Origin of the sequence: Bartonella clarridgeiae ATCC 51734, from assembly GCF_000518185.1 — a bacterium.
In the GTDB taxonomy this organism is placed as follows: Bacteria; Pseudomonadota; Alphaproteobacteria; order Rhizobiales; family Rhizobiaceae; genus Bartonella; species Bartonella clarridgeiae.
In genome coordinates, this window is sequence record NZ_JADC01000009.1 from 85,034 (window position 1) to 99,094 (window position 14,061).

At 37.3% G+C, this 14,061-nt stretch carries 13 protein-coding genes; all 13 read right to left on the reverse strand.

Annotated features, from left to right (window positions below; translation table 11 throughout):
* Nucleotides 1–2: 2 nt before the first annotated feature.
* Nucleotides 3–962 (reverse strand): tRNA pseudouridine(55) synthase TruB, encoded by a 960-nt coding sequence (gene truB / locus T420_RS0100780; protein ID WP_013544508.1) that lies wholly within the window; start codon nucleotides 960–962, stop codon nucleotides 3–5.
* 5 nt (nucleotides 963–967) lie between these two features.
* Complete coding sequence (rbfA, locus tag T420_RS0100785; RefSeq protein ID WP_026501056.1) at nucleotides 968–1,375, reverse strand: 30S ribosome-binding factor RbfA; 408 nt, start codon at nucleotides 1,373–1,375, stop codon at nucleotides 968–970.
* A gap of 127 nt (nucleotides 1,376–1,502) precedes the next feature.
* Entirely contained in the window at nucleotides 1,503–4,046 is a 2,544-nt protein-coding gene (gene infB, locus T420_RS0100790; RefSeq protein WP_013544510.1) for a translation initiation factor IF-2, read from the reverse strand.
* Nucleotides 4,043–4,678 carry an RNA-binding protein gene (locus T420_RS0100795; RefSeq protein ID WP_013544511.1) on the reverse strand — a complete coding sequence of 212 codons (636 nt, stop codon included), beginning with the start codon at nucleotides 4,676–4,678 and terminating at the stop codon, nucleotides 4,043–4,045. Before T420_RS0100795 ends, infB begins: the two co-directional genes overlap by 4 nt.
* Nucleotides 4,678–6,288, reverse strand: coding sequence for a transcription termination factor NusA (gene nusA / locus T420_RS0100800; RefSeq protein ID WP_013544512.1), 1,611 nt, complete (start codon nucleotides 6,286–6,288; stop codon nucleotides 4,678–4,680). The genes T420_RS0100795 and nusA overlap by 1 nt, the downstream gene beginning before the upstream one ends.
* 48 nt (nucleotides 6,289–6,336) lie before the next feature.
* Nucleotides 6,337–6,897, reverse strand: coding sequence for a ribosome maturation factor RimP (rimP, locus tag T420_RS06800; protein WP_049785198.1), 561 nt, complete (start codon nucleotides 6,895–6,897; stop codon nucleotides 6,337–6,339).
* Between the two features lie 154 nt (nucleotides 6,898–7,051).
* On the reverse strand, nucleotides 7,052–7,753 hold the full coding sequence (gene trmB / locus T420_RS0100810) for a tRNA (guanine(46)-N(7))-methyltransferase TrmB (protein ID WP_013544514.1): 702 nt from the start codon (nucleotides 7,751–7,753) through the stop codon (nucleotides 7,052–7,054).
* Nucleotides 7,750–9,018, reverse strand: coding sequence for a methionine adenosyltransferase (gene metK / locus T420_RS0100815; protein WP_013544515.1), 1,269 nt, complete (start codon nucleotides 9,016–9,018; stop codon nucleotides 7,750–7,752). Before metK ends, trmB begins: the two co-directional genes overlap by 4 nt.
* Nucleotides 9,019–9,127: 109 nt before the next feature.
* Entirely contained in the window at nucleotides 9,128–9,541 is a 414-nt protein-coding gene (locus T420_RS0100820) for a helix-turn-helix domain-containing protein (RefSeq protein WP_013544516.1), read from the reverse strand.
* A 144-nt stretch (nucleotides 9,542–9,685) separates the two neighbouring features.
* Nucleotides 9,686–11,278: an apolipoprotein N-acyltransferase gene (gene lnt / locus T420_RS0100825; protein ID WP_423775986.1), complete on the reverse strand. Its 1,593-nt coding sequence runs from the start codon at nucleotides 11,276–11,278 to the stop codon at nucleotides 9,686–9,688.
* 3 nt (nucleotides 11,279–11,281) lie between these two features.
* Nucleotides 11,282–12,304 (reverse strand): hemolysin family protein, encoded by a 1,023-nt coding sequence (locus T420_RS0100830; RefSeq protein ID WP_013544518.1) that lies wholly within the window; start codon nucleotides 12,302–12,304, stop codon nucleotides 11,282–11,284.
* Nucleotides 12,305–12,405: 101 nt separating this feature from the next.
* A complete protein-coding gene (ybeY, locus tag T420_RS0100835) occupies nucleotides 12,406–12,882 on the reverse strand; it encodes an rRNA maturation RNase YbeY (protein WP_013544519.1) in 477 nt (158 codons plus the stop codon).
* Entirely contained in the window at nucleotides 12,879–14,003 is a 1,125-nt protein-coding gene (locus tag T420_RS0100840) for a PhoH family protein (RefSeq protein ID WP_013544520.1), read from the reverse strand. Before T420_RS0100840 ends, ybeY begins: the two co-directional genes overlap by 4 nt.
* Nucleotides 14,004–14,061: the final 58 nt, after the last annotated feature.

Below are 14,061 nucleotides of genomic sequence, written 5' to 3' on the forward strand. Positions count from 1 at the left end.
CATTAAATTGTGAAAATTCGTTTTGGTTTGAATTGATTTTTGTCAATTGCACCTATAGCAAGAAGTTGGTCTTTGTAAGTTACATAAACGTTTTCTTCATCAATAAGGACGTTTTTCTCAAATAAAAGTGCTGAATTACCCATTTTTATAAGCATTGCTTGGGTTTCATCGAGAGTATAATGCGATAGGTAATGTAATGCAGCATCTGTTTTAATCAATAATTGATCAAGTTTAGAGAAATCTCTCTTAGGTAGAGTACAATTTTCATTTGTTGTTTCTTTGTGAGACATTGCTGCTTTTAATTCATCCCATGTAATGAGATCATTTTTTCCAAAAGGTGCGACTTTTATACGGCGTAGGTCAACAATATATCCATAACAACCAAGATCATATCCCATATCGCGTGCTAAGGAGCGTACATAAGTTCCTTTTCTGCATGTCATTTCAAAAATCGAATGTCCTTGGGCAGTGGTTTCGATGAGTTTGAGCGTTTTAATTTCGACTTGGCGGGGCGGAATTTCAATATTTTCACCCTTGCGTGCTAAATCATAGGCACGGTTACCAGCAATTTTAATTGCTGAAAATTGTGGAGGTTTTTGCCAAATAACACCTGTATATTTTGGTAAAAGTGTAAGAATATTTTCTTGTGTTGGGCGTATTGGAGATGTTTTAGTAATTTTACCTTCTAGATCATTTGTGGAGCGCTCTTCTCCCCAAGCTACACGAAAATGATAAGTTTTGGTGCCTTCCATGACATAAGGAACAGTTTTTGTTGCTTCCCCCAGCGCAATAGGCAATATGCCAGAAGCAAGTGGATCAAGTGTACCAGCATGTCCAGCTTTTTGTGCATTAAAAAGCCATTTGATTTTTGAGACAGCTGCTGTTGAACTCATTCCTTTGGGTTTGTCAAGGATGATCCAACCAGAAATAGGACGACCTTTTTTTTTGCGTTGTCGTGTCACGTTTTTTAATCTTTAAGTTTATCATTATGGTGAAGATCACGCGCAACCTCAGGTGATCGGAGTAAGGCATCAATTTTTGCAAAATTGTCAAAACTGTTATCAAATCGAAAACGGAGTATAGGCATGTATTTCATTTGTCGTAACTGATGGCTAACTGCCCCGCGGATAAAACGGCTATGTTTATTTAAAGCGCTAATGATGGCATTATGCGAAGTTTTATCCACGGTGTTGAGAGGAGAAACAAAGCAAGTGGCAATTTTCAAATCTGATGACATACGTACTTCGGAGACAGAGATAATAATATTTCTTAAGGCATCATCAAGTAAAACATCCCGCTGCAATATATGAGCTACTGCATGGCGGACTTGTTCTCCTATTCTTAATTGCCGTTGCGATGGGCCTATATTTTTTATCAAAATTATTACCTTTTATAAACTGTCTTTCCTTTGTTCTTTTAAAAGGTAAGAAAAGATGAAAGCATTGTATATTAAGTTCAAAGATTTTTCTTACTTTTATAGAGAATAAAGCTTATAGATGGCTTTATAATGTACGGCTAATATGTTCGACCCGGAAGGTTTCAATAATATCACCGGTGCGGATATCATCATAGTTTTCAAATGCCATTCCACACTCTTGACCAACATGTACTTCATTGATTTCATCTTTAAAACGTTTGAGAGTTTTCAGCTTTCCTTCATGAATAACAATATTATCTCGAATCAGACGAACACCAGCACCTCGTTCTATTTTCCCTTCTGTAACCCGGCAGCCAGCGACTTTTCCAGTCTTTGTAATGTTAAAGACTTCTAGAATTTCGGCATTGCCAAGGAAAGTTTCACGCTGTTCTGGTGAAAGCAATCCTGACATAGCTGCTTTTATATCATCAACAAGATCATAAATGATGTTGTAATAACGGATTTCAATTCCTTGAATTTTAGCGGCATCTCGTGCTTGTTTATTTGCTCGAACATTAAAGCCAATAATAGCAGAATGAGAAGTTTCAGCGAGAGAAATATCACTTTCAGTAATACCTCCAACGCCCGAGTGCACAATGTGTGCACGCACTTCCTCATTCCCTAGTGTTTCTAGTGCTGAAACGATCGCTTCAATAGATCCTTGAACATCTCCTTTGATGATAAGTGGAAATTCTTTTACACCAGTCGTCTGTAATTTTGTCATCATCTGTTCGAGAGACCCACGAGAACCAGTTTGTCGGGCTACGGCTTTATCACGCGCTAGGCGCTGGCGATATTCAGCAATTTCTCGTGCTTTTGCTTCATTTGTCACTACAGCAAATCGGTCACCAGCTTGTGGTGTACCTTGCATACCTAAAATTTCAATTGGTGTAGAAGGTCCTGCTTCTTTAATATGGCGGCTATGATCATCAATTAAAGCACGGACACGTCCCCATTCATTGCCGGCAACAATAATATCAGAAAGATGCAATGTACCTTTTTGGACAAGAACAGTTGCAACAGATCCGCGTCCTCGATCAAGTTTCGCTTCAATAATAACACCTTCTGCTGTTCGCTCTGAATCCGCCTTAAGATCAAGAAGCTCAGCTTGAAGAAGAATAGCTTCCAAAAGTTTATCAAGATTCTGTCCGGTTTTGGCAGAAACTTCAACTTCTAAAGTTTCACCACCCATTGTTTCGACAAAAACTTCATGTTGCAAAAGTTCTGTACGTACTTTTTGTGCGTCAGCAGTTGGTTTATCAATTTTATTAATGGCAACAATAATGGGGACACCAGCAGCTTTTGCATGATTAATGGATTCAATAGTTTGTGGCATCACACTATCATCAGCAGAGACTACTAAAACAGCAATATCGGTCACTTGAGCCCCACGAGCACGCATGGCTGTAAAAGCGGCATGTCCAGGTGTATCGATAAAGGTAATCTTTTGACCGTTTTGCTCAACCTGATAAGCACCGATATGCTGTGTAATTCCACCTGCTTCACCAGAAACAACATTGGCTTTACGAATAGCATCAAGAAGAGAGGTCTTTCCATGGTCAACATGGCCCATAATGGTCACAACAGGTGGACGTGGGCGCATCTTTAACAGATCATCATTGATATTGAAGATGCCATCTTCTACATCAGATTCTGAAACACGTTTAACTGTATGACCAAATTCAACAGCAATGAGTTCAGCAACATCTGCATCGATGATATCACCAGGCTTCATCATTTGTCCTTGTTTCATCAAAAATTTAATAACATCAACAGAACGTTCAGTCATGCGCTGAGCAAGTTCTTGGATGGTAATAGTTTCAGGAAGAATAACTTCACGGGAAATTTTTTCTCTTGGTTCTTGGTTTTGTGCACGTTTGAATTTTTCTTGCCGGCGACGCATTGCTGCTATTGAGCGGCCACGTGCACTTCCCTCTTCATCTAACGCACTATTGAGAGTAAGTTTTCCTCGGCGACGTTCATCGGCTCCTTTCACAACTTTAGGCGAACGTATTTCTGATTTAGAGGAATTAGCACGTCGGTTATGTCTGTTTTCATTGTCATTATCATTGGTAATACGTTTTTCCGCTGGGGGTATATTTTTGAGCGGGATAGCTATTTCTAATGCTTTTACGTCTATCACTTCGATAGGTTCTGTTGGGGAGAGTGCAGAAGTATGAGTTGGAATTTGCTCTAAGGCACTTTTATTTTCTTGTAATATTTGCGTTTCTTGATGAGTTTGTAAATACAAGCTCTCTTCACGTTCTTTGTCACGTTTTTCTTTTTCGGCTTTTTTACGTGTTATTTTTTCTTGGATATGTGCTTCTTCTAAAGCGCGGCGTCTCGCTTCTATTTCAGCTGATGAAAGATTACTTTGGGCTACAGGTTTACTGGGTGGTGCTTCTTCAAATTTTGGTTTAGTGCGTTGAGCCACATGTGGTTTAGTAATCGGTTGTGGTACTTCAGCTTTTTCATCAGAGCGCGTAATTTTGCGTCGTTTGGTTTCGACAACCACAGCTTTTGTACGACCATGGCTGAAATTTTGTTTGACTGTACTGGTTTCCAATCCTGATCGTTTTAAGGTCAGTGTTTTTTTAGCTGTTATTTTGTCATTATTGTTTTCACTCATTGTATTTCCTTCACGACCTTTGCTGTCATTGTACCAAGCTGATTACATTTGTCCTCACGATAGGTGATTAGTTTGTATATCGTTTTGATAAATCCCTCTGCAGCTTTCGTATTCAATAAGGCAGCATGTATCACAGGATTAGCCCCAAAAGCCATACTCATTTCATCACTTGTAAATAAAGATATGGTTTTTATATTCTGGTTTATTTGTTGTTGTATTGCATGGATGGCTTGCGAAATTTTGCGTTTTCCATTTTCTTTTGCTTCTTTTGCATGAAAAACAAGAATAACTTGACCAGAACGGATAGCAGAAACAACTTTGGTTGACCCTGTGACAATAGCTCCTGCTTTTCGGGCCATAGAAAGGCTTCCAAGGGCAGTTTTTAATAATAGTTTATCCACAATATGAGCAAGATCTTCAGAAACCTTAACATCTGTTTTAAGATTTTTGCTAAAAGCTTTACATTTGACTGCTTCTTCAATAGTAGCGTGATGAGCAGAAACCCAAATACCACGTCCCGGTAAGTTAGCTTTAAGGTCAGGGATAATTTGATTATTTGGATCAATGACAAAGCGGATCAGCGTTGCCGCTGAAGCACTTTTTTTCGTCACAATACAAGTTCGCTCATTCATTAAAGTGTATCCACATCCAAATTATCTATTACTGCATCTTCTACAGGATGTTGTGGAAGATCAGTTTGATTTATCCAACCTGCTTGCACACGTGCTGCTAAGACCATGGTTTCTGCGTCAGCACGCGTAATATCAAATGCGGTTAAAATGCCAGGAAAAGTTTGTGTTTGACCTTCCTTACATTCTCGCCATCCAACTAGATCGTCAACGGCATAGCCCGCAAAATCTTCCATTGTTTTGATACCATCTTCACCCAAAGCAACTAACATAGCATTTGTCATACCAGGAAGTGTTTGCAATTCATCTGAAACACCCAGCTTTTTACGTTTTTCATTGAGTTCTTTTTCTTTACATTCTAAATATTCACGTGCACGATTTTGGATTTCTAAAGCAGTGTCATGATCAAAACCATCAATAGAAGTTATTTCTTCAAGATCGACATAAGCGATTTCCTCAATTGAGGTGAAACCTTCTGATGCCATAACTTGCCCAACCATTTCATCAACATCTAAAGTTTCCATAAAAAGTTTGCTACGTTCAGTGAACTCTTTTTGACGGTTTTCAGATTCTTCCTGTTCTGTTAAAATATCAATATTCCATCCTGTTAATTGCGAAGCCAAACGCACATTTTGTCCACGTCGACCAATTGCAAGACTAAGCTGATCATCAGGCACAACGACTTCAATACGTTCGGCATCTTCATCAAGAACGACTTTTGAAACTTCAGCAGGTTGTAGCGCATTGACGATAAATGTTGCAGCATCAGGTGACCAAGGAATAATATCAATTTTTTCGCCTTGTAATTCTGCAACAACAGCCTGAACACGGCTTCCTCGCATTCCAACACATGCGCCAACAGGATCAATTGACCCATCACGTGAAACAACAGCGATTTTTGCACGGGAACCTGGATCACGAGCAACAGATTTAATTTCTATGATACCATCGTAAATTTCTGGGACTTCCATAGTAAAAAGTTTTGCCATGAATTGAGGGTGTGTGCGTGAAAGGAAAATTTGAGGCCCTCTAGGTTCACGGTGTACATCATGAACAAATGCACGAATGCGATCTCCATAACGGAAAGATTCTCGAGGAATTAATTCATCTCGTCGTACGATAGCCTCTCCACGCCCTACATCGACAATAACATTGCCGTATTCTACGCGTTTGACTGTGCCAGAAATAATTTCACCAATTTTATTTTTAAATTCTTCGAATTGATGATTACGTTCTGCATCACGTACTTTTTGCACAATAACCTGTTTAGCAGATTGTGTTGCAATACGTCCAAAATCCATTGGAGGTAAAAGGTCAGAGAGAAAATCACCAACTTTTGCATCTTTTTTGCGCTTTAAGGCATCAGATAAAGCGATTTCAGTTGTATAATCTTCAACGATATCAACAACTTTAAGAAGACGTTGTAATTTAATTTCACCTGTTTTAGAATTAATTTCAGCACGGATATTGGTTTCTTGGCCATAACGAGAACGCGCCGCTTTCTGAATAGCATCAGCCATTGCAGAAATGACAATTTCACGGTCAATTGACTTTTCACGTGCAACAGCATCTGCAATTTGCAGAAGTTCAAGCCTGTTAGCGCTTATAGCCATCGATTCTCTCCTTTTTTATGCCACATGAGGGCAGTGGTTATGTTAATATTAATTGTTATAGTTTTTTTTCAACGTATCACGGATAAGCTCATCGGTAAGGACCAAATGTGCATTGGTAATATTAGAAAAAGAAATAAACTCATGCATTTCTTCTCCATCAGCCGTCTTGTCGATATTTAAAGTAAATCCATTTTGTGCAACATTTATAAGTTTACCACGGAACTTCTGGCGCCCATTAATGGCGGTACTGGTTTCAATTTTTGCGAGATGTCCTTGCCAATGAAAGAAATCAGATTTTCTTACGAGTGGGCGATCAATACCAGGGGATGAAATTTCTAAATGATATTTGCGTTCAATGATGTTTTCTATGTCAAGAAGAGGAGCAACAGTCCGACTAACCGTTTCGCAATCTTCTATTGTCATGGTGCCATTAGCCCGTTCCGCCATTATCTGGAGTGTTAAACCATTTAAACCCAAAAGTTTTATACGAACTAAACGAAAGCCTAAAGGTTTTAGTAATGGTGCAATAAGAGCGGCAACACGCGCTGCAATGCCGTCTTCTTCAAACAAACGCGGTTCATCAATATCGCCCTTTTCAATTTTGTTCATATAGCTTATCCAAGTTGTTATCGAACTTACAACATTAAAAACATTAAAAAAGAGCGGCTCCAAATGGACCACTCCTCATAAGGCCAAAAATTTATATTATTATACTCTTAAACAGAAAATTTTACAAGTTATTTGTAGTAAAGTATTTTATCTCTTACTTTTTAATAAAAGTAAGATAGGTAGGTGTTCTACCTTCACATAGAGCTTTGGCTTCATATCGAGTGCTTGGCCACAGCGGATAGGGAATTTTCCAATCTTTAGGATTTTCTACGAGCCATTCAAAACTATCGTGTTGTACACAATGATAGAGTGTCCAGTTTACATAGGTATCTATATCACTGGCGAAGCGGAATTTTTTACCTTTTTTAAGAACTCGAGCAAAACGATTTAAATTTTTTTCATTAATGAAGCGTCGTTTCCAATGCTTTTTTTTAGGCCATGGGTCAGGATAAAATAAATCTATTCCATAAAGTGATGCTGTTGGTAACCAATCAAGAAAATGCGTTGCATCATCGTTATAAAGACGAAGCTGATTTTGATATTCTTTGTGCTTTTCAATATATAACAATATTTTTGCCATGCCATTAATAAAAGGTTCTACACCAATAAAACCGGTATTTGGAAAACATTTTATTTCATGAAGCAAATGTTCTCCTCCACCGAAACCAATCTCAAGTCGGACTTCTTTTACTGGATTGGTGAATAAGGATGTTAATTTTAAAGGTGCAGGTTCATTTAAATTAATGTTAAGAGTGGGAAGAAGCGTGTTTATAAGTTTAATTTGATTATTTCGTAGCCGTTTTCCCTTTCGACGACCAAAAAATGCTTCATTCATGAGTGTTTTATGTGCAGTCATGGTATCTTAATCATTTTTTTAAGTTTTCCAACTAGATTAGTTTTTTCCCAAGAAAATGAACCATCACTTTCTGGTTTGCGCCCAAAATGTCCATAAGCAGCTGTTTTCGCGTAAATAGGTCTATTGAGATCAAGATGTTTTCGGATACCTGTTGGTGATAGATCCATTATTTTTGGAATTGCAGCTTCGATGACACTTTCATCTACTTTTCCTGTTCCGTGAAGGTTAAGGTAAATGGACAAAGGTTCTGCAACGCCAATTGCATAGGAGAGTTGAATAGTGCATTGATCTGCTAAATCAGCTGCAACAATATTTTTTGCTAGGTAGCGTGCAGCATAAGCTGCAGAACGATCAACTTTTGTTGTGTCTTTACCTGAAAAAGCACCACCACCATGAGGTGCAGCACCACCATAAGTATCCACAATGATTTTTCGTCCTGTTAATCCTGCATCGCTTTTAGGACCGCCGATAACAAATTTTCCTGTTGGATTAATATACCAACTGCATTGATTAGAAATCGGTATATCATGTAAAGCTTGAAGGATATAAGGCTCAACAACTGTACGAACTTTATTCGAATCCCAAGTTTCATCAAGATGCTGTACCGAAAGAACAATGGATGTTACTTCAGCAGGTTTTCCATTTTTGTATCGTATTGTTATTTGGTTTTTAGCATCTGGTCCTAGTTTACCTGTTTCTCCTTCTTTTTTATGACGGGCTATAGCAAGGTGCTCTAAAATCTTATGTGCATAATAAATTGGTGCAGGCATGAGATCTGGTGTTTCACGGCAAGCATATCCAAACATAATGCCTTGATCACCTGCTCCTTCTTCACCTTGACGATCAATGGCATTATCAACTCCTTGTGCGATATCAGCCGATTGTGGACGTAACAGAACATCAATTTTAACAGTTTTCCAATGGAAATCTTCTTGTTCGTAGCCAATGATACGAATAGCATGACGTACAACTTTGCGAAAAGGGGCAGGATTAATAATAGGGGAGCCAACTTTATCACGTATAAATTGACCATTTTTATCTTTTTTTAAAAGTGTATCGGGAACACGTAACTCACCGGTTATGACAACACGATTGACACTCACTAAAGTTTCACAAGCGACTCGTATTAACCATGGATTAATTCCTGCTTTGTGAGCTTCCCTGTAGACCATATCAACGATTTCATCAGAGATGCGATCACAAATTTTATCCGGATGTCCTTCCGATACCGATTCACTTGTAAAAAGATAATCTTGATGCGGCATGGGAACTCTCTCAAAAAAGAAACCGATATTTCATATGTCGTATATTCAAATTTATTCTCTTTGCCAATCCTATGGCAAATCGTCAATGATAAAAAAAAAGAATATAATTTTATAGCTTATTGGTGTGATCTTCTTCAGAAAGGGCTTTTGCTAAATCGATAATTTTCCGACGTACTTTAGCATCAGATATGTTAGTAAAAGCACGCATTAACTGAATACCTTCACTGCTGGAACAAAAATTCATAAAATTATTATCGCTTTCTTCAAAACCTTCTACAGATTGTATACCAATTCCCTTATCAAAAAAATAAGAGACTGGAACATCCATAATTTCTGCAATTGCTTGAAGACGACTTGCTCCAACACGGTTTGTTCCTTTTTCATATTTTTGGATTTGCTGAAAAGTGATACCTAATTTTTCACCCAGTTTTTCTTGGGTGAGGCCTAATATATTACGACGTAAACGAATACGGGTTCCAACATAAATATCTATTGGATCAGGTTTTTTTCTAGTTTCGGTCATAATGCAACTCTTTATTTTCAGCGCTTTGTTTCTAAACAAACATTAGGTGCATGTGAGGTTAGTTTATTATAAATGAAGATGATATGTAATACTTTTCTCGATGTTACTGGTACACATAACATGATATTGTACATAAGTACTCAATCATTTCAGCTGTTTTGTAGAACCAAAACTAATACGACACAATAGCATAAGAATGAATAAGATGAAAGTAGAGAATGTTCTGTATTTATTGTTCCAGATGTGGTTAATTGGTTGTGGAATCGGTGCATCAAGGACGTCAATAATATCATGTCCAAGAGAGGAAATGATTCTTCCATAAGAATCAATAACAGCTGATATTCCATTGTTCGCTGCTCGGATAAGAGGTATTCCTAATTCGACAGCACGGAGTTGTGCTTGTTGAAAATGTTGATATGGGCCAGGTGTTTTACCAAACCATGCATCATTTGTTATATTGATAATTGCTTGAGGGGGAGGACCTTTAAAAGTTGTTGCATTAGGAAATATAGCTTCATAACAAATAAGTGGAAGATAAGAAAATCCATTTGGCGTCATAACAGTTTTTCGCACATTGGCAGCATTGTATCCACCAATGGTATCGGCGAGAGCATGCAATCCAATCTTTTTCAGTAAATTTTGATATGGAAGATATTCACCAAAGGGGACGAGATGAAGTTTATCAGATGTGTGAAGAATATCACCTTTGGCATCAATGACTGCAATTGTATTAAAATATTGTGTTTGGGTATCAGGGGAAGTATCATCGGTTCGGATGGCACCGATAATGGCCCATTGTTGGGGCTTGAGAAAAGAACCAATGCTCTTTGTAAAAATAGAAGATGAATTACTAATAATATAGGGAAGGGATGCTTCTGGCCATATGATAAAATCAGGCTCTGGATTCTGACTAATGGCTGTTTTGATACTTAAGTTTAGATGAGTTGCAAATATATCTTCTCTTTTTGTATTGCTTAATTTTGTGGTTTGTTGGATAGAGGGTTGCACGATGCGCACCCAATGATTACTATTGTGGTATTCTGCTATATTAGGTGCTATGTTCAAACGATAAAATCCAAATCCACTATGGGTTAATATAATAAGAAAACAGAGCGAAAGCGCTGAGAATTTTTTTTCATTTGTTAATAAAACAGTTGGTAAACTATAGCATAAAACAGCGAGAATATTCATTCCATAGAGTCCTACAATCATATCTGATTGCATGAGCATCGGGGTGGGCATAGCTGTATAACCAAGAGCATTCCATGGAAAACCTGTCAATAGGATAGCACGCAACCATTCAGCTAATCCCAGTGCAAAGGCTAAAACAAAGAAGCGTGCTATGTTTTTTGTCCATAATAAGAAAACAATAATGCCAGCAAAAAACCAATAAAAAGCAAGATAAGCAGGAAGACAAAAAATAGAAAATGGTAGTGCCCAAGCAAAAGAAATCGGATCTATTAATAAAGCATTGCTTAGCCACCAAAGGCTACAAATAAAATAACCAAAGCCAAAATTTCCAAAAATTAGTGCATTTGTCAAAAGGCGTTTTTTGTTGTTTTGAATAGTATTAATTTCATCGAGAAAAATAACGAAGATGGGAAATGTTAAAAAGCAAATGGGTGTTAAATAAAAGGGTGGGAGTGCAAAAGATGTCAATGCACCACATAAAAAAACACATATTTGTCGTTTCCAACCAATGATAGAAAGCAGGAAAAAATTCAGCCTCTTTAACAACACTTAGCTATCCTTATAAGGCTGTTTTTCCTTAAGATTTTCATTTTCTGGGATACGAAAAATGCGTAATCGTTTAATTCGACGTTTATCAGCTTCTAAAATACGGAAACGATAACCCGGTACAGTTTCAATGATTTCACCTTTTGAAGGAATGCGATCAAGAATAGAAACGATTAAACCACCAATGGTGTCCACGTCATCACCATATTCTCCCACGACAAAATCAGGACCAAGAGCTTTTTCCACATCTTTTAATTCAGTTTTTGCATCAACTAACCATTTATTATCAGGTTCGCGCACGATAGCGTTATCGGTATTGTCATGTTCATCTTCAATATCACCAACGACCAATTCAACAATATCTTCCATAGAAACTAAACCATCTGTACCGCCATATTCATCGATAACTAAAGCCATTTGTGTTCGTGTGGTTTGCATGCGTGTTAATAATTTGCTTGCGAGCATAGAACGAGGCACAAATAGAACTGTTCTAATAAGGTCTAGTTCACCGATAGGGTGGTGTAAATCTGTATGACTTAACTGCAAAGAGTCATATTTTTGTTCATTTTGAGTGAAACCGGTAATAAAGGGAGTTATATAATTAAGAATATCGTGGATGTGGATCATACCTCGTGGATCGTCTAATGTTTCGGCGTATACGGGTATACGTGAATGTCCAATTTTTGCAAAAAATTTAAGAGCTTCACCAAGAGGAGTGTTGATTTCCAATGCTTCTATTTCAGAACGTGGAATCATAATATTGTCAACACGTGCTTCGCGTAGGCATAAAATATTGTGAAGCATAGTACGCTCTTCAGGAGAAAAAAGTGCTGTTCCTTTTTCATTATCAGCAGCGAGTACATCAGTAAGACCGTCGCGTAGTAATGTGTGATTACGTCTACGTAAAAATGAAAATAGACAACCTAGCAATGAATTTTTCTTTGTGTGACTTGTTCGTTGTAGGGGATATTCTTCAGAATTAGAAGATATTTGAGTATTATTTTGTGTATTAATTTTATCCGCCATAGCTTTAAAAATCTTCTAAACTTTCTCAATTATAATAGCTTCATCAATTATCTTAAATCTTATTATTTGTAACTCTGATTTTAAAATTAACTTTTATCATTTTACAACAATTTAGTATAGGGATCTTTTATAGATAGCTTTTGCAGTATTTCTCTTTCTAGTTTTTCCATTTGATTAGCTTCATCATTTGTTTCGTGATTATAACCAAGAAGATGAAGAATACCATGAATGATTATATGTGTTAAATGATCCTGAAATGATTTTTTTTCTTCTTCTGCTTCCCGCATAATAGTTTCTTGCGCAATGATGATATCACCGAGCATAAGCCCAGGATTTTGTCCAGCTTTAAGAGGAAAAGAAGGAAAGGATAAAACATTGGTGGATTTATTTTGATGGCGCCATTGTGCATTAATTTGTGCCATATGTTTATCATCTGTAAAAAGCAGGCTGAGTTCACTTCTTACCTCATTTAGTGATAAATGCTGCAATGTGGTAGTTAGAGCTTTTTCAGTGATGTTATAAAGCATTTTCTCATCACCCCACTTAGCACTTTCAATGGTCATATCAATAGCAATCATAAGAAATTGCACTCATTTTTTTTATGGAAAGTATGGGAACGATATTGTTTTTTTTGTTCAGCAAAATCATAATCATAAGCTCGAATGATGGTAGAAACAAGAGGGTGTCGCACAACATCTTTTTCATTGAAATGAATAATTGTAATATTTTCTATATCTGAAAGAATACGAACTGCTTCTACTAAGCCTGATTTTTGTTCTGCAGGCAAATCAATTTGGCTTAAATCACCGGTTACAATCATTCGTGATCCTTCTCCTAGACGTGTCAGGAACATTTTCATCTGCATGGGTGTAGTATTTTGTGCCTCATCAAGAATGATCACTGAATGAGCAAGTGTTCGACCACGCATGAAAGCTAGAGGAGCTATTTCTATAACTTCAGAGGCTAAGACGCGTTCTACTTTTTCAGCAGGCATCATATCATACAGAGCATCGTAAAGAGGGCGTAAATATGGATCAACTTTTTCTTTAAGATTACCGGGAAGGAAGCCAAGATGTTCTCCAGCCTCAATGGCAGGACGTGAAAGAATAATCCGTTCAATAATACCACATTTTAGAAGCATTACAGCGTAAGCAACGGCAAGATATGTTTTTCCAGTACCTGCTGGACCTATGCCAAAAACAAGTTCAGCATGTTCCATAGCACGCATATAAGCGTCTTGTGTTAAGGTACGAGCATAGATTGTTTTTTTATGGGTATTAAATTGTGCTAATCTATGTTTTGCAGAAGGCTCAGTTATTTGAAGTTTTTTTTGCTGCTCATTGGGCAAATTTGCCATAGCGATCGCACTTTCTGTATCTGATAGAGTAAGCTCTTGATGTGTTTTTGCTTTTTGATAAAGCTGATCTAATACATATTGCGCCTGTTGTATAGCAGTAGCTGTTCCACGGATTGAAATTTTATTACCATGTGGACGGATATCAAGCTTGAGTTTCTTTTCAATATAAGCAAGGTTTTCATCAAATTTGCCAAAAACTATTTTTGCAATGTTGTTGTTTTCAAAAGTTAAAACAACATGGTTGATATTGAATGTATCAGCTGTTTTAGAAATACCTGTATTTTGGAAGGGGACACTTTTTATCTTTGGAATGTGTTTCGATTTTTTGGTTGATGCTTTCAACCCATACTCCTTATTTGTTTATGTTATAGCTTTAATATAATCACTTGTCTTTAAAAGT

Excerpts from the sequence above, each read along its gene's own strand:
- infB (WP_013544510.1), bottom strand. The coding sequence starts at position 4,046 with ATGAGTGAAAACAATAATGACAAAATAACAGCTAAAAAAACACTGACC.
- T420_RS0100795 (WP_013544511.1), bottom strand. The coding sequence starts at position 4,678 with ATGAATGAGCGAACTTGTATTGTGACGAAAAAAAGTGCTTCAGCGGCA.
- nusA (WP_013544512.1), bottom strand. The coding sequence starts at position 6,288 with ATGGCTATAAGCGCTAACAGGCTTGAACTTCTGCAAATTGCAGATGCT.
- rimP (WP_049785198.1), bottom strand. The coding sequence starts at position 6,897 with ATGAACAAAATTGAAAAGGGCGATATTGATGAACCGCGTTTGTTTGAA.
- trmB (WP_013544514.1), bottom strand. The coding sequence starts at position 7,753 with ATGACTGCACATAAAACACTCATGAATGAAGCATTTTTTGGTCGTCGA.
- metK (WP_013544515.1), bottom strand. The coding sequence starts at position 9,018 with ATGCCGCATCAAGATTATCTTTTTACAAGTGAATCGGTATCGGAAGGA.
- T420_RS0100820 (WP_013544516.1), bottom strand. The coding sequence starts at position 9,541 with ATGACCGAAACTAGAAAAAAACCTGATCCAATAGATATTTATGTTGGA.
- T420_RS0100830 (WP_013544518.1), bottom strand. The coding sequence starts at position 12,304 with ATGGCGGATAAAATTAATACACAAAATAATACTCAAATATCTTCTAAT.
- ybeY (WP_013544519.1), bottom strand. The coding sequence starts at position 12,882 with ATGATTGCTATTGATATGACCATTGAAAGTGCTAAGTGGGGTGATGAG.